The sequence below is a fragment of the Halomonas sp. SpR1 genome (assembly GCF_031010175.1).
In the GTDB taxonomy this organism is placed as follows: domain Bacteria; phylum Pseudomonadota; class Gammaproteobacteria; order Pseudomonadales; family Halomonadaceae; genus Vreelandella.
Genome location: NZ_JAUAMB010000031.1, coordinates 45284 through 62143 on the forward strand (window position 1 = coordinate 45284; position 16860 = coordinate 62143).

14 protein-coding genes are annotated in these 16860 nt (G+C 51.2%); 4 read left to right on the forward strand and 10 right to left on the reverse strand.

Annotated features, from left to right (window positions below):
- Positions 1-25: 25 nt before the first annotated feature.
- A complete protein-coding gene (locus tag QT231_RS18480) occupies positions 26-787 on the reverse strand; it encodes an NAD(P)-dependent oxidoreductase (RefSeq protein WP_308338299.1) in 762 nt (253 codons plus the stop codon).
- A 958-nt stretch (positions 788-1745) separates the two neighbouring features.
- Here QT231_RS18480 and QT231_RS18485 point away from each other — a divergent pair.
- The 4 genes from QT231_RS18485 (at position 1746) to QT231_RS18500 (ending at position 5760) form a co-directional block, all read left to right on the forward strand.
- The gene (locus tag QT231_RS18485; RefSeq protein WP_308338300.1) at positions 1746-2717 is read left to right on the forward strand and encodes a tripartite tricarboxylate transporter substrate binding protein; all 972 of its coding nucleotides are present in this window, start codon (positions 1746-1748) and stop codon (positions 2715-2717) included.
- Between the two features lie 67 nt (positions 2718-2784).
- Complete coding sequence (locus QT231_RS18490; protein ID WP_308338301.1) at positions 2785-3297, forward strand: tripartite tricarboxylate transporter TctB family protein; 513 nt, start codon at positions 2785-2787, stop codon at positions 3295-3297.
- 9 nt (positions 3298-3306) lie between these two features.
- On the forward strand, positions 3307-4788 hold the full coding sequence (locus tag QT231_RS18495; protein ID WP_308338303.1) for a tripartite tricarboxylate transporter permease: 1482 nt from the start codon (positions 3307-3309) through the stop codon (positions 4786-4788).
- A 33-nt stretch (positions 4789-4821) separates the two neighbouring features.
- Positions 4822-5760 carry a 2-hydroxyacid dehydrogenase gene (locus QT231_RS18500; RefSeq protein ID WP_308338304.1) on the forward strand — a complete coding sequence of 313 codons (939 nt, stop codon included), beginning with the start codon at positions 4822-4824 and terminating at the stop codon, positions 5758-5760.
- Positions 5761-5978: 218 nt separating this feature from the next.
- Here QT231_RS18500 and QT231_RS18505 read toward each other — a convergent pair whose 3' ends face one another.
- The 9 genes from QT231_RS18505 to yiaK all read right to left on the reverse strand — a co-directional run bounded on the left by QT231_RS18505 (position 5979) and on the right by yiaK (position 16723).
- On the reverse strand, positions 5979-7556 hold the full coding sequence (locus tag QT231_RS18505) for an aldehyde dehydrogenase (NADP(+)) (protein ID WP_308338305.1): 1578 nt from the start codon (positions 7554-7556) through the stop codon (positions 5979-5981).
- A 48-nt stretch (positions 7557-7604) separates the two neighbouring features.
- Positions 7605-8363, reverse strand: a complete 759-nt coding sequence (locus tag QT231_RS18510) for a FadR/GntR family transcriptional regulator (protein WP_308338306.1) — start codon at positions 8361-8363, stop codon at positions 7605-7607.
- Between the two features lie 53 nt (positions 8364-8416).
- The gene (locus tag QT231_RS18515; protein ID WP_308338307.1) at positions 8417-9742 is read right to left on the reverse strand and encodes an enolase C-terminal domain-like protein; all 1326 of its coding nucleotides are present in this window, start codon (positions 9740-9742) and stop codon (positions 8417-8419) included.
- A gap of 50 nt (positions 9743-9792) precedes the next feature.
- Positions 9793-11361, reverse strand: coding sequence for a galactarate dehydratase (gene garD / locus QT231_RS18520; protein ID WP_308338308.1), 1569 nt, complete (start codon positions 11359-11361; stop codon positions 9793-9795).
- A complete protein-coding gene (locus QT231_RS18525) occupies positions 11342-12904 on the reverse strand; it encodes a tripartite tricarboxylate transporter permease (RefSeq protein ID WP_308338309.1) in 1563 nt (520 codons plus the stop codon). The genes garD and QT231_RS18525 overlap by 20 nt, the downstream gene beginning before the upstream one ends.
- 17 nt (positions 12905-12921) lie before the next feature.
- Positions 12922-13365 carry a tripartite tricarboxylate transporter TctB family protein gene (locus tag QT231_RS18530; RefSeq protein WP_308338310.1) on the reverse strand — a complete coding sequence of 148 codons (444 nt, stop codon included), beginning with the start codon at positions 13363-13365 and terminating at the stop codon, positions 12922-12924.
- A 104-nt stretch (positions 13366-13469) separates the two neighbouring features.
- Complete coding sequence (locus tag QT231_RS18535; RefSeq protein WP_308338311.1) at positions 13470-14525, reverse strand: ABC transporter substrate-binding protein; 1056 nt, start codon at positions 14523-14525, stop codon at positions 13470-13472.
- A gap of 80 nt (positions 14526-14605) precedes the next feature.
- Positions 14606-15520, reverse strand: a complete 915-nt coding sequence (gene kdgD, locus QT231_RS18540; protein WP_308338312.1) for a 5-dehydro-4-deoxyglucarate dehydratase — start codon at positions 15518-15520, stop codon at positions 14606-14608.
- Between the two features lie 192 nt (positions 15521-15712).
- The gene (yiaK, locus tag QT231_RS18545) at positions 15713-16723 is read right to left on the reverse strand and encodes a 3-dehydro-L-gulonate 2-dehydrogenase (protein ID WP_308338313.1); all 1011 of its coding nucleotides are present in this window, start codon (positions 16721-16723) and stop codon (positions 15713-15715) included.
- Positions 16724-16860: the final 137 nt, after the last annotated feature.

Genomic DNA, 16860 nt, shown 5'->3' on the forward strand with positions numbered 1-16860 from the left:
TACAACCTAGGTCTTATAAGCACCACTAAGCGTCGTTAGGATGGCCTATTTTAGTAAATTTACCGCCCTGATACCGCACGGCTAGGTCATCTTTATCAATATCGCGGTCAAGCTGTTCCGTTTCAACCCGCCATGGCTCAGAGCTATCCTGCGGACGCCAGCCTAAGAAACCGGCATGAGAATTGTCCCACCATTTCTCAGCATTATCCGACGCTCCGTAGATCACCGTATACCCTAAACGCGGCGTTACAAACGCACGCTGCAAAAGACTGACGAAATCGGCTAGGCTCAGCCAAGTGGCCATCATGCGGGTATCAGCAGGCTTATCAAAACACGAGCCGATTCTAACACTCAGTGTCTCGACACCAAATTTGTCGTGATACAGGCTAGCGAGGTTTTCACCAAAACATTTTGACACGCCGTACAGGGAGTCCGGCTTTTGTACTACCTGGGTGTCGATACGCTGATGGCGCTCATAAAAACCGATGGTATGGTTGGAACTGGCAAACACAATGCGTGTTTTACCTTGCTTCCGAGCCGCTTCATAAAGGTGGTAGGTACCCATAATATTGGCCTGCAAAATGGCTTCCCACGGGCTCTCTACCGACATCCCACCTAAATGAACGATACCACCACAATCGCGCACCAGATCAGCAACAGCCTGCGCGTCGCTTAGATCAACCTGAAACAACTCTTCGCCCTCGCCCGCCGTACCTAAATCCGCAATATCGGATAGCCGAACATGCTTGGCGAGCCTATGAAGATGTGGACGCAGACTTTTGCCCAAGCCACAGCCGCCCCGGTCACTAAAATTCGATTTAACATATGAGTTCCTTACTATTTCATAAAATGATGAGCAGACTTAAAAACCGTATAGCGCCGTGGGGTTACCCACCAAAATCTTTTGCCGGGTTCTCTCATCCGCCCAATGCAACAAAACGTCTAACTGTTCGGGTCGCTTGGAAATTGTTATCTTGGCACTCCAACATGCGGCCAGTTAAATCCCCAAATAACCCGTCCGGGAGCTTGTGCAATAAGCAGCTTAGCGATGTAGCCAAGCATTGATTAACAATAAGAAGATCATTTTTCGCTATAATTTTAATACCGTTAATATAGCGGCAATCATTTATATAGCCGACGTCACTCCATGATTCAGAAAGCTAGGGTTTGTAAGAACCCCCGGCAAGCGAAGGCTAAGTAATTAATAAAAAAAGGTAAAGCGAAGCTCAGGGAGGGCAGATGAGTATTATTAGACAATTTTTAACACAACATTAACAATGCAAATAAATTTTGTGGAAGAACCTAGAGCCAAGTAATTATTCAAAAAATTTATTAAAAACAAGCAATATACTAAGAACAGCTCACAAGACCATTATAACCAGCAGCAATATCGTTAATTATCGTCGATAGCTTTTTACATTATAGCTATCTTTAAATTTGGCATTGAATGCTGTGTTTGGCCGATTAACAAACAGCATCTTTTCAAAAAACAGGTTTTTTATTAGACAAAAGCAGTAGCCTGGAAGCTGTAATATTTTAAAATAATATAAGATATTGAAATAAAATAAATAATAAGAAAAAAGACAAATAAATTTAGCCTAAAAGTGATTTATTTATTACTAAACAAACAAACCTATACTTTGGTCGTATAGACGACCTAGAATGCGTCATCTAACTTAAATCCTGGTTGTATGATGTATTACCTATAAAAACTAGATTTAAATCAACAACAAGGATAAATCTGCATGAACATAACAAGCGTACGAAATGGATTTACAGTCGCCATTGCTGCAACATTTACCTTAGGAACTCTCTCTCTACACGCAGAAGAGAGCTATCCCAGTAAAACGATTCAAATAGTTGTTCCCGTAAATCCAGGTGGCGATACTGATTTAAATGCCAGAGTTCTTGGCAACCATCTTGAAGAAGAGCTAGACGCGTCTTTGGCCATTGTCAACGTAGGGGGAGGTGGAGGCAGCATAGGGATGCGTCGCGTCAAAGATGCCGAACCTGATGGCCACTCCGTACTCTTCTTCCACGGCGAAGGAATGGTGCCTCAACTCGCTGGTTTAGTTGATTTTGGCTTAGCCGATTTTCAGATGGTTGCAGTTGCTATACTAGACGACACTACGGTTCTGGCTACTCACAAAAATGCTCCCTATACGGATATGGATTCCTTGGTTGATTATGCCACTGAAAACCCTAACACGGTCGAATTCGGAATGATGACGGGAGGGTATCCTCACCTTGTAGGCGTAGGGCTTGAAGACGCGCTCGACATTGACCTGACCATGGTCGATATCGGCGGTAACGCAGCCAAGATCGTTGCCTTAAGAGGCGGCCATACTGATCTGATTAATGTTCAGTACAGCCTGGTTGAGGACTATTTCGAGTCAGGCGAATTCATCAACTTAGGCTTACTTTCTCAAGAAAGAAATCCTTACTTTGAAGATGTTCCTACTACAGCAGAACAGGGCTACCCAGTTGAGTTTAATAAATTTTTCTATTTTGCCATGCCGAAAGACACACCTGAAAGCATTGTAGAAAAGTTCTCTGCAGCAGTAGAACGCGTGGTTAATAGCCCTGAGTACCAAGAAGAAGCTGCCGAGTACTATCTAACGCCTAACTATTTAGGCCCTGAAGATGCCACTGAGTATGTTGAGCAGCAGTACCAAGGGTTGCAACAGTATCAAGAACTCTTCTTGAACACTAACTGATCATTCATAGCACTTCCCGTCGCTGCCTTAACAAGAGGCAGCGATACCTTTTCTTGGAGAAGTCGCCATGTTTTTAGATAAACAGCAAAAATACCGTGATATTGTCACGGGCTGCGTACTGCTGCTTCTGTCCGCTGCTCTATTTTGGGCAAGCCAAAATATTAGGGATTTTGCCTCTATTGGTGTGGGTGCCAATTTTTTACCACTACTCACTGCTTGGCTATTTCTTATTTTAGGGTTGGCCATTGTAATAGCGTCTTTTCGAAAAACCAAACCCGTAAAGTCAGGTAACGATACATCAATAGGACAAGAAGAAGCTGGAGAGGACGCGGTTTTTGGCGGTTTACCTTCCGTTTTTCTCAGCATTTTTTTAATGGTTATCTACTTTCTGTGTTTAGAGAAAGTGGGTTTTCTAGTATCAACACTGGTCTATGTATTTTTACAGATACAAATTCTTGAAAAGGATAAAAAGAGAAATCATCGATTGTTTTTCGCTACCACACTAATTGCTGTCGTCCTGCTGTACTTTCTATTTGCCAATGTATTCGACATTAGCCTTCCTTCAGGTATCTTAGGGTAGTAACTTCTTATGATAATTGATGCAATCCTCTCCGTATTAACTTTCAAGACCATCTTCTTTATTGCCGGAGGTACCTTCTTAGGCATTATCATAGGCTCTATCCCCGGGTTAACCGTCACCATGGGGGTAGCGCTTTTTCTACCCGTCACTTTTGTGATGACGCCCATTGATGGCCTATCGCTTTTGATGGGGCTCTATATCGGAGGCACTTCTGGCGGCCTTATCTCCGCAATACTTTTGAATATTCCAGGATCACCTGCCGCCATTGCTACCACCTATGATGGCCATCCGATGGCTGCACAAGGCCGGGCCGGAAAAGCATTGACTATATCGATCCTTTGCTCTTTCTTTGGAGGAATATTTAGCCTTGCCATTTTGTTTAGTATATCGCCCATCTTGGCTGACGTTGCTTTAAGGTTTGGCCCCTATGAGTACTTTGCAATTGCGCTTTTTTCTCTGACGCTAGTTGCTGGTCTAAGCGGCGATTCGCTTGCAAAAGGTATGGCCGCCGCAGGCATAGGTTTGGTGGTTTCATTCGTCGGTATGGCACCTGTCACGGCCTATCCCCGCTTCACTTTTGGCTTTCCCGAACTGGATGGTGGTATTGCGCTACTGCCCGCGTTAATTGGCCTATTTGCTGTTGCACAAATTCTAGAAGAGGCGGAATCCAGAAAAAAACCGATACCCTTTCGTACCGAGCGTTTTAGCCTACGCGATATGGGGTTCTCACTACGTAATGGGTTATCACACTTTACCAACTGGCTAAGATCTTCATTGATAGGCACTGGCATTGGTATTCTTCCGGGCTTAGGCGGTGCGGTATGCAATATACTCGCGTATGGCGCAGCCAAAAAATATTCAAAACACCCAGAAAAATTTGGCACCGGCATTACGGATGGTTTAGTAGCCAGCGAGTCTTCAAATAACGCCTCAACAGGGGGCGCACTGGTTCCCCTAATGACATTGGGCATTCCGGGTGACAACACCGCAGCTATTCTGCTTGCCGGTTTTATGATTCACGGGATTACCCCCGGCCCTATGTTGTTTGAAACCCAAGGGGTGTTAGTTTACGGCATATTTACAGCGCTGGTTATTTCCAATCTATTCATGCTGGTGGCGATGTTCGCCTTTATGCGTGGCTTTGTTAAGGTGCTCTCGGTACCTAAACATATTCTTCTGCCTATCGTGATGGCGCTTTGCGTCATTGGTTCTTATGGAATTAACAATCGTCTGTTTGACGTAGGCTGCATGCTCGCTTTTGGTGTCTTGGGCTGGATTATGAAGAAAGCTTCCATGCCGATTACCCCTCTCTTACTTGGTTTTATTTTAGGCCCTATTATCGAGGTAAATCTAAGAAGAGGCTTAATGAGAACTCAAGGCGACTTTACGCCTTTTCTTACCCAGCCTATTTCAGGAGCCATTCTTGGAGTAACAGTTTGTATTGTCATCGTCACTATTGTTCGCCAGTTCAAAAAACCTAAACCCGTTTAATAGAATCTACCATAAAACATTGAGGAGCCTTTTATGAAGCATACTTTACTGCAAATGTGCCCATTATCACCAACGCTTGATCGACAGTTGACAGAGCTATTTACCGTACATAAGTGGAGCGACGTCACCGATCAGGAAGTGTTCTTCAAAGAGCATGGAAACGCGATTGTTGGTGTAGCTACCGCAGCGCCTACCGGCGTTCCTAACGACATCATTAATCACTTACCCAACCTCAAAGTCATTTCATGCCGGGGCGTGGGCATGGATAAGATTGATCTTAATCTAGCTAAACAGAAAAAAATTCAGGTAAGTGGCACTTTTGGTGCGCTTAATGAGTGCGTTGCGGATATGGCATTCGCACTGCTGTTAGACACTGTTCGCGAAGTCAGCACGGCTGACCGTTATGTGCGTAACGGTGAGTGGCTGAAAGGTCGTTATCCTCTCACTACACGCGTATCCGGCAAACGTCTGGGCGTCGTGGGAATGGGAGAAATCGGATCTTTAGTCGCCAAACGCGCGCAAGGCTTTGATATGGACATCGCCTACCACAACCGCAAACCTGTTGAAGGCAGTCCGCACTTATTTAAAGAAAATCTGGAAGAGCTCGCCGAATGGTGCGATTTTTTAGTAATCACGGTGGCGGGTAACGCTCATACAAAAAACCTAATTTCACGCTCTGTTCTGCAAGCACTCGGTAAAGAAGGTTTTTTAATAAATGTTTCACGGGGGTTTGTCGTCGATGAAGACGCATTGATTAAGGCACTATCGCAAGGTCAGATCAAAGGCGCCGGGCTGGATGTGTTTGTCGAAGAACCTAAAGTCCCATCATCACTGTTGGCGATGGACAACGTCGTACTGGCGCCGCATATGGCCAGCGGCACGATTGAGACGCGTAAGGACATGGAAGAACTTGTACTGGAAAATCTTAAATACTTTTTCGAAAGTGGTCAGGTAAAAACACCGGCTTTTTAAACTCGGCTTGAGTCTTACGGCCTTTCCTCTCAGCTTACACCAGTGCCCTAGTAAGACACGACGTCAGGCGCTTTATACAAATTAAAACGCCTCCCTCCCCCATAAGGGGAAGAGAGGCGGAAATACTTACAGTAGCTCTAGCGAAGGAAGCAGTAATTTTCAGACTACTTTGCTAGGCGCTAAACAAGCAGCTACTTTACGATTACCTGCACGCCAGTTCAGGCTTCGCGTTTGCCATCCACCAAGCGGCTAACGCCCTCGGGATTAGCATCTTTCAGTGCACTGGGAAGTAACGCCTCCGGCAGTGCCTGGTAGCAAACCGGACGCAGGAAGCGATGAATCGCTGCACTGCCCACGGAAGTGGTGCGCGAGTCAGACGTCGCCGGATAAGGGCCACCATGAACCATAGCGTGGCATACTTCGACACCGGTCGGCCAGCCGTTGGCCAGAATGCGGCCCGCTTTGCGCTCCAGAGTCGGAAGTAGCGCTTTCGCCACGTCCACGTCGCCATCATCCATTTGCAGGGTGATGGTCAACTGCCCCTCAAGCTCAGCGGCAACACGCTTCACCTCAGCTTGATCGGCGCACTCAACAACCAGCGAACTGGCACCGAACATCTCGGCCTGCAGCGCTTCATCGGCGAGGAAGTCGGCGGCAGAAGCAACGAACAAGCCCGCACAGCACTGGTTAGCGCCTTCGCCAACCTGACCACGGGCCACTTCGCGCACCTTGGCATGCGAGGAGAGGGCGTCCACACCCTGCTCATAGGCCTGATGAATGCCCGGGGAGAGCATGGTCTGGCTGGGGCTGGCTTTCACGCCCTCGCCAGCGGCATCGATAAAGGCGTCCAGTTCCTGGCCCTTAACGGCGATGACAAGCCCAGGGTTGGTACAGAACTGCCCCGCGCCCATATTGAGTGAACCGACAAAGCCCTCAGCAATCTGCTCGCCGCGCGCTTTAAGCGCCTGGGGCAGCAGGAACACTGGGTTGATGCTGCTCATCTCGGCGTATACCGGGATAGGCTGTGGGCGCGCCTGAGCAGTCGCCATCAGCGCCGTACCGCCACCGCGAGAACCGGTAAAGCCCACCGCCTGAATGCGCGGATCATTGACCAACGCCTGGCCAATATCCTTGCCTGAGCCAAACAGCAGCGAGAAAACACCATCGGCCAAGTTGCACTTGGCTACGGCACGCTGAACCGCACGACCGACAAGCTCAGACGTACCTGGGTGGGCAGAGTGGCCTTTCACTACGACCGGACAGCCAGCAGCGAGTGCTGAAGCCGTGTCACCACCAGCTACCGAGAACGCCAGCGGGAAGTTCGAAGCGCCGAACACGGCAACCGGGCCGAGGCCGATATGACGTTGACGCAGATCGGTACGGGGCATCGGCGCACGGTCAGGCAATGCCGGGTCGATGCGTACATCAAGCCACTCACCGGCGCGTACCACGGAGGCGAACAGGCGCAGCTGGCCGCAGGTACGGCCACGCTCGCCCTCTAGGCGCGGACGTGGCAAACCGGTCTCGGCCACGGCGCGCTCGATGAGTTCATCACCAATACCTTCGATTTCAGCGGCGATGGTGTCGAGGAATGTGGCACGCTCTTCGAGGCCGGTCTCGCGGTAGCTGGCGAAAGCTGCTTCCGCGAGTTCGCAGGCGCGTTCAACTTCAGCCTTGCTTCCGCCCCCGTAGGTCGGCTCCATCTTCTCGCCGGTGGCGGGGTTGATTGCTTGAATGTCGGCTTGATTGCCGCTAACGGCTTGCTGACCAATCAGCATTTCACCACGGATCGTCATAGATTCCTCCTTAGCTTAGATTATCAGGCGTATTGAATACCTAATGTGCTACGCCTGGTCGCGATACTGGGCATACATGTTCTTGGCCCGATTAAGATGCTGAAACATCATTTCGCGGGCTTTTTGTGAGTCACGCGACAAAATCGCCTCGATGATCTCGTCATGCTCTGCCTGGACACGCTCCAGGTAACGGTCAGATGATTTAGGATCGATTTCGATACTGAGCAGCTTAGCTCTGGGAATGACGCTTTGGCTCCACTGCTCGTAGAAAGATATAAAGAAGGGGTTCTTGGTCGCTTTTGCGATCGCAAAATGAAAGAGGTAATCCTCTTGCCGCGCTAGCCTCTTCTCGGCATGAGCTTTGATGAAGGCGTTGTGCTGCACCCTTAGGTGCTCTCGGTCGGCGGCGTCGTGACGCAGCGCCGCCAGCTCTGCAGCCGCGGGCTCCAGATTTGACCTTAGCTCAAGCAGGTACAGAATATCAGCAACCGTTGTCGGATTGATGTGCTGCGCAGGTTTTGGCTCCTCTGCTGTGGCTCGCAGAACTGTGGTGCCCACTCCACGGCGAGTCTCCACCAGCCCCAGCGATTTCAGGTGGGTAATGGCCTCTCGTACCACAGTCCGGCTGACGCCAAAGGATTCGCACAAGCTGTTTTCGGTGGGCAGCTTGTTGCCCACCGACACCTTGCCCTCCATGATCAAGGCCTCTAACTGCTCGGCAACATGCTCGGAAAGACTTCCCTGCCTTGTAACCTTGCTTAAGTTGAGAGGAGCAAGAACCGATATCATTTCGCTTTCCTTGATCATTAATCCTTAAATAAAAATATGATGTTATACATCATATCAGAACGACAATGTTTTTACCTTACGAGCGCAGGACGCTTAGGATCAAATTCCCAGCCAGCAATCAAATACTGCATCGCCATGGCATCATTGCGCTGGGTCACGTCAAGGCTCTTGTAAAGCGCGTGCGCTTCTTTCAGCTTCTCTTCATCCAGCTCTACTCCTAACCCCGGCGTCTTGGGTACGGTCAGCTTACCGTCACGAATCTGGAACGGCTCCTTGGTGATGCGCTGGCCGTCCTGCCAGATCCAATGGGTATCGATAGCGGTGATTTGACCAGGGCAGGCTGCGGCCACATGGGTCATCATTGCCAGGGAAATATCGAAGTGGTTGTTGCTGTGTGAGCCCCAGGTCATGCCCCACTCGTTGCACAGTTCCCCTACCATCACGGCACCCTGCATGGTCCAGAAGTGACAGTCCGCCAGGGGGATATCGACGGAATTAAGCTGCACGGCATACTGTAATTGCTTGAAATCAGTCGCAATCATGTTGGTTGCTGTAGGCAGGCCGGTGCGCTTCTTGAACTCAGCCATGGTTTCACGACCCGAGTAGCTCTCCTCCTGACCGCAGGGGTCTTCAGCGTAGCTTAGCAGGTGCTTGATCGGGTCGAGCACACGTACCGCTTCATCGAGTTTCCAGGCACCGTTGGGGTCGAGGGTCAAGCGCGCTTCAGGGAAAGCTTCGTGGAGCGCACGAATGCAGTCGGCCTCTTCCTCACCACGTAACACGCCGCCCTTGAGTTTGAAATCCTTGAAGCCGTAGCGATCATAGGCAGCTTTTGCCAGCTTGGCCACAGCGTCCGGAGTGAGCGCTTCTTTATAGCGCACTTCATCCCAGGCATCCTTGGGGTTCTCGGCCTTGGGGTATGGCAGGTCGGTCTTTTCCGGATCACCCAGCAGGAAGAGATAGCCGAGCGCTTCGACTTCATCGCGCTGGCGGCCGTATTGCCCCAGCAGATCGGCCACGGGCATACCCAACGCTTGACCGAACAGATCGAATAGCGCCGACTCAATGGCTGTGATCACGTGAACCGCCACGCGCAGATCGAAAGTCTGGCGACCACGCTCTTCACGCCCATTGCGGGCCAACACCTGGCGCGCCTGATTCAGCGTCTGCTTGACGTTATTGACGTGCGAGCCTTCGACGAGCGAGCGGCACTGCTCTAATCCTTTGATAATGCCATCGCTTGAAGGAATCTCCCCGACCCCTTTGTTACCGGCGTCATCTTCGAGAATTAGCACACAGCGGATGAACCAGGGGGCATGGCCGCCGCTCAGATTGAGCAGAAAACCATCATAGCCAGCCACCGGTACAATACGCATGGATTTAATCTTGGGAAACATATTGTTCTCGCCTCTTAAATAATCAGTCTAAAGGGGGTTAACCCAGGGGGTTATGTCACGGGTGCGGGATTGAACAGCACCAGATCGTTATGGATTCCAAGACGGTCAGCGGCGGCCTGTTGACGTCCACTTGCCACGTCGAGAATCAGATGAAAAAGCTCCCAGCCCACTGTCTCGATGCTGGCCTCGCCAGTGGCGATACGCCCGGCATCGAGGTCGATGAGATCGTGCCAACGTTTTCCCAGCGCCGAGTTGGTGGACACCTTCAGCACCGGCACCATGGCTAGCCCATAAGGTGTACCGCGCCCCGTGGTGAATACCTGCAGGTTCATCCCTGCGGCTAGTTGGAGTGTGCCGCAAATGAAATCGCTGGCCGGGGTAGCAGCGAATGTCAGCCCCTTGCGGCGTAGCCGTTCACCGGGGCCGATGACATCAACAATCGGCGAATTACCAGACTTGATTACCGACCCCAGCGCCTTCTCGACGATATTGGACAGACCACCCTTCTTGTTGCCCGGTGAGGTGTTGGCGCTACGGTCTGCCTGGCCTTGCGCCAGGTAGTTGTCATACCACGCCATCTGCTCAATCAACGCCCTGCCCACATCTTCGTCAATAGCACGCGGGGTTAACAGGTGAATGGCATCGCGCACCTCGGTAATCTCCGAGAACATCACGCTACCGCCAGCCCGCACAATCAGGTCGGTTGCAAAACCCACCGCAGGATTGGCCGTCACGCCGGAAAAGGCATCGCTACCGCCACACTGCATGCCTACCACCAGCTCGGAAGCGGGACAGGTTTCGCGTTGACGGCGATTGAGTCGCTCAAGGTGGCGTTCGGCCATGGCCAGGATACCCTCGACCATCTCGCCGAAGCCCTGAAAAGAGTCATCCTGAAGACTCAGCACGTTGGCAGTTGGGTCGGCTGCCTCGGTGTTTTCGTAAATTCTCACCGGTCGATCATCAAGCAGCGTGGAGGGTTGCAGCTTCTCGCAACCCAAGCCGATGATCATTATCTCGTTGCCAAAATTTGGATTCAGAGCGATGTTTTTGAGTGTGCGAATGGGCACAATAGCCGCGGGTGCATTAATGGCGACCCCACAGCCATAAGAGTGATTAAGCCCCACCACGTCATCCACATTGGGAAATCGCGGCAGCAGCTCGCGCTTGATCCTCTGCACGACGAAGTCGACGGTACCGGCGACACACTGCACGCTAGTGGTGATACCCAGCACATTTTTGGTACCCACGCTGCCGTCAGCATTGCGAAACCCCTCGAAGGTATAACCTTCAAGCGGCTCGGCCTCAGGTGCTGGCCGGGTCGCCAGCGGTAGATCCGCAAGCGGAGGGGGTGTCGGCATGTGCAAGTTGGTCTCACTGACATGGCCGCCCTGGGGAATAGGCGTGGCCGCCGTGCCGATAACTTCACCGTAGCGAATGATTCGCTCACCCTCTGCCAGATCCGCAAGGGCCACCTTGTGCCCCTGCGGAATAGCCATCGTGGTGGTGACACCGCCTTCTATGACAGTGCCTTCTTTAAGGCCACCCTGCTCAACCACAATGGCAACGTTATCGCTGGGATGTACTCGAATCACGCGCGCATTAGTCATTGTTTCTATCATGGCCCTTCCCTGCCGATGTGTGTGTACTACCAGTCACCTGGGACAGTTCCATCTTCTCTCTGGCGCGGGACTTGAAGCCCATGACGATAGCGAACACCACTGAGGCCACAATCAGCCCCCAAAGCACTAGCGCGATGGGACTTTTGGTGAAAAAGATAGAGTAAGTGCCAAACGACTCCAGACTCTTGACGAAATAGACCTCAGCTTGACTCCCCAAAATGAAACCAATGATAAGCGGCGCTACTTCCAGACCAATCTTTTGCACCAGATAGCCCAAAATACCGAAAATCAGCAGCGTCCAAACGTCGAACATGATTCCGTAATTGATGGCATAGGCACCCACTACACACATCATCACAATGATGGGAAAGAGTATGTGCTTGGGTACCATCACCACTTTGGCGATGTACTTAATGGCGTAGAACATCAGGAAGAACATGACGATGTTGGCAAAAATCAGCGCCGTCATCATGACATACCAGGTGTCGACGTTCTCCGGAATAAACAACGGCCCCACCTGAATGCCCTGCAGGGTAAAGGCACCGATCAGAACAGCAGTTGTGGAGTCACCAGGGATACCCAGCGATAACAACGGAATCAGGGCACCACCGGTCAACGCATTGTTGGCCGACTCCGAAGCGATCAGCCCCTGGGGAGCCCCTTTACCCATTTGCGAAGAATCACGCGTAAGGTTTTTCTCCTGGGTATAAGCCAGCACGGAGGCTGCGCTGCCACCGACCCCAGGTAGCATGCCCACGAAGGTCCCGATAAAGGAAGAGCGCACCAGATTGGTCAGGCGCCCCTTGAAAATAGAAAATGAAAAGTATCCTCCCTTGCTCAACTTAATGCGTTCGTTGACCAATCCACTCTTAGCGCCCTTTTCAGCTTCAAGCAGGATGGTGGAAATACCAAACACACCGATCAGTACCGGCAGCAGCGAAAACCCTTCAAACAAGTAAGGTTCCATGAAATCGAACATCAGCCGGGTTTTGCCGTTACCACCATCGGAAATGCCGTAATCACCGATCAGGCTCAACCAGATGCCGATCACGCCACTAAAGATGCCAATCAGCATACTGCTGGACAGCGACGCAATGACACTTAAAGCCAGCAAGATGATCAAGAACTTCTCCACGTAAGAGAATTTGATCGAGAAATCTGCCAGTATCGGCGCAAAAAAGAACAATACCGCAGCGCTGATAAGCCCACCGACGACGGACGCTACAACGCATATTTTTAGCGCTTTCTCGCCCTCACCCTTTTGGGCCATGGGGTAGCCATCAAAGGTGGTAGTAATTGAAGACGGCGTACCGGGAATGTTAAGCAAAACCGCTGGCACCATCCCGCCGGAAATACCCCCGACATAAAGACCAAGTAGCAGTGCTAAACCGTGATGCAGCCCAAGGGCATAGGTCAGCGGCAGACACACGGCCACCGCCATGGTGGCGGTCATACCGGGAATGGCACCAAAAATGATACCGACCAGGGCGCCGAGACCAGCGAGTAAAAAGAAGGTTACGTCAAGAAATGAGAGAAATTCCATAGCAGCACTCGCTCCGGTCACGGTAGGGTGATAGTGAACAGCTTGGCGAGAACGAACCAGGCCAGACTAGGTGCAACGATGGCATTGATTACCAGGATGACAATGGTTTTCTTCCTCCAGTCATGCAAATAAAGCAGTGACATAAGGAACACAAAAGCTATTGAAACTATTAGGAAACCATAGCCTGTGTAGGGAAACATGTTGCCTACCACTGCCATCAGATAAAAATACGCCACGATCAGGACGAGGGTTCCGAAGAAACGGAAATTATCCCTTGACTCCCCCAAAATGGGCAGCGTGCGCTCTCCCCGTTTTACTGCGGCCATGAATGGGGCTACCTTCGTCGCTAGAATCAAGACAAAGAGCCCCGCCATGAGCCAGCTGATAATTCTCGGGAAGAACAGGTGGGAGGTCTCGAAATCGATGGAGACACTTAGCAAACTTGACAAACCTGATTCCATAACGGCTCCGGGCATAAGCAGCAAAATATCCTGCTTACCATTGTTCTATAGCGGTTCAGGTATAGGCGGGGCATCAGCCGCGAAAGCAGCTGATGCCATACCATTTACTTGATGTTGTTGATAATTTCTTCGTAGCGCGACATTTTATCGGCAAGATATTCCGAAGCTTCGTCGGAGGGCTTAAAGTCAGGAATAAAGAAGGAGCTCTTCTGAATTTCCTGAATTTCACCTTCTGCGTAAATCTCTGCTAGCGCCTCGTCGATTTGCTCAACAATCGCCGGATCCATGTCTTTGTTGTAGAGGAAGAAGAATTCTTTATCGAACGCGAAACTCTCATCATCACCCATGGTGACGTGCACGTTCGGCTCTACATACTCAAGCAGCTGCTCGCGTGATGTTTGGCCAAGCCCCTCTTCTGGCGCCTGCTCAATGGTATCTTGACGTGCCGTCAACCAGACAAAACGCATGGCCTTTTGATCATCTTCTGGCAAACGAGTGTACTGCTCATTGGCCTGCACAGTGCCATTGATCACGTCAGCTTGACCGTCGAAAAGCTGCTGGTTTTTGTCAGACTGAGAGCCAGTATTGATCGCCACCAGATTATCTTCCTGGCCTGGGTGCTCAATGGAGATAGCATTTTTCAGGGCACTGAAACCAATCTCTGAAACACCACCTGGCTGAATAGCCACTCGCACCGTCTCACCATCGCCTACGGCGGCGATAATGTCGTCAAGCGTTTGGTAAGGCGAATCCATCGGCACTAGGTAGGCGTTGCCTGGATTAATGGCGATCGTCGGTCCAACGGTATATTTTTCAAAGATATCGTCGTAACCTTCCACGCCATACAGATAACCAAGATAGGCCTGATCGTGGAAGATCATCAGCGTGTTGCCACGTGAATCGCGATCAAGGGTGCGGAACGCAGAGCTTGCACCCACCGCATCTACCTTCATGTTGAGATCAAGCTTCTCAGCTAGCTGATCCACCACAATGGCAGAGTTCTGGTAAGTATCACCGCCTGTCGACGTTGAACCAATGACCACGCGGATATTGCCACGCAGTGGGCCATCTTGGGCCATGGCAACACCGGAACTGACGCTCAATGCTGCCATCAGCGCTGCGGAACCGATACTGGTCATTAACTTGTTGGAAACGATCATGCTTTCACCTCTTTTGCTCGTTATTGAATTGTTGTAGCTCAGCGGTTTAGTGAGTGAGTAGCGTGTTAACAAATCACTGATTACTGCTTAACGCGATTGATCAGTTGTTCTAGCTCCTGACACTCCTCTTTGGTTGGCATCGTGAGTGGCGCGCGAACATCGCCAGCGGATCGACCAATAATGTTAGCGCCTGCTTTGATCAAACCAACGGCATAGCCTGATTTTCGATCTCTGAGATCAATGAAGGGAATAAAGAAGTCATTAGTGATCTGTTTTACGGCTTCGCTGTTACCCTTGCGAAGTTCCTTGTAGAACTTCACCGCCATGTCAGGCACGAAGTTGAACACTGCAGATGAATAGGTATTAACCCCAATGGCTAGGTAAGCTTCGGCGAAGATCTCAGCAGTGGGTACACCACCGATGTAAACCAATCGATCGCCGACAGTTTTGACGATTTTGTTGAGCGCCTGCATATCGCCCTTGCCGTCCTTGAGGCCAACGAGGTTCGGACACTGCTCGGCGAGTTTGACAACCGAATCGGCGTTTAATACGCCGTTACCACGGTTGTAGTAGATAACGTTAAGCTCAGTTGAGTCGCAGATCTGGCGAGCGTATTCAACCAAACCATCCTGAGGGCACTCAGTCAGGTACGGCGGCATCAGCAGGATACCATCAGCGCCTACTTCCTCAGCGGCAGCGGCGAAGGCTTTGCCGCTTTCAACGCTCAGGCCAGCACTGGCGATTACCGGCATTTTGCCATCCACAACCTCAACGGCCAGCGCGACAACTTCGCGGAATTCGTCTAGGGTCAGGTTGAAGAACTCACCCGTACCACCGGCGACGAAAACAGCGGAAATATCGTGGCTGATAAACCACTCCAGACGTTTGCGATAGCTCTCTTTGTCGAATCTACCCTGGCTATCAAAATCGGTGATGGGAAAGGATAAAAGACCATCGCCAATTGCCTGTACCACTTGTTCTTTAGAAGATTTCACTTTGCACCCTCATTTATAAATGCGTTAACCATAGCGTGAGTAGACGCCTTTAATTAGCCAACAATCTATGTCATACATCATACAACGCACAACATAAGCATCTCATCGATAGGGTGCAAGCAGAACTATCACCGTTTAAACCAAAGTAGTAGCTAACCGCTTTAAACCTGTTAAGTGTTAAAGCATCCTGAATTAGTCACCGGCGAGCTTACAAACAGAACGCCAGAGCATGTCATCGATAGCAATCATCCCCTCGCCGTATCGCTTTGCAGCAGTCGAATCGCCTGGCCAGCGCACTCTACGCCCCGGCTCGGCAGGAGTGGTTGCGCCTAGATGAGACTGGATACCTTCGACAATGCTATCGCAGGCTTCTCGGCCACCGAGTTGTTCTGGGTCAAACACCATAAACACCTGGCTGCAACCTCCGCCACTACCGCGCTGAACCCTATCGATGGCATGGCTAGGGCGTCCTTGAGCAAGTAGTGCCGCCAACGCATCCAATAGAATCGCCAGCCCGGAGCCTTTCCAATAGCCGGTCGGCAGCAAGCGGCGCGTCTCAGCGATCGCCGCAGGATCACGGCTCAACTCTCCGCGCTCATCAAAACCACCGTCGACGGGTAGTTGTTCGCCTTTCAACTGAGTCGTCTGCAGCTTGCCGTAGGAGAACTGCGACATCGCCATATCAAGCACCAGGGGCCCGGTATTATGCGGTACCGCCATCACCAGCGGGTTATTACCAATCGACTGCGAAGCCCCACCCCAGGCGGGCATACAGGACTCGGTATTGGTCCACATAAGCGTAGCGAACCCCTGCTCAACCGCGTGCCAACCGTAACTTCCGCCCCGCATCCAGTGAGTGGTGTCGCGTAACGCTACCAGCCCCATACCGTGCTCACGTGCCAACACCATGGCCCGATCTGTGGCGTAAAGCGCGTTGACCACGCCTATTCCAAACCCTCCATCCAACACCTCAATCGCACCCAGTCGCTGAACAAGGGTCGGCTTAGCATCGACATCGATCCAGCCTTTCCCGACGTACTCAATGAAACGCGGAACCCGCCCGATGCCATGCGAATGTACGCCGTCGCGGGTGCTTTCAGCATGGATTCGCGCGCAGGTCTCAGCATCAGCGGGCTTTAGTCCCGCCTTCAAGAGTGACCTCTCAATCGTACTGCGCAGCGTCTCAAAATCGATGTTAGCCATCACTTACTCCCAATCGAGTAGGAAGGGGAGTCGCCTCCCCTGTCCTCTCACACCACCGGGCATACGGTTCCGTACCACGGCGGTTCATGAAGAACGCTTGAGCCATCTTACCGCGTCCAGTATCGAGATCAGTCCCT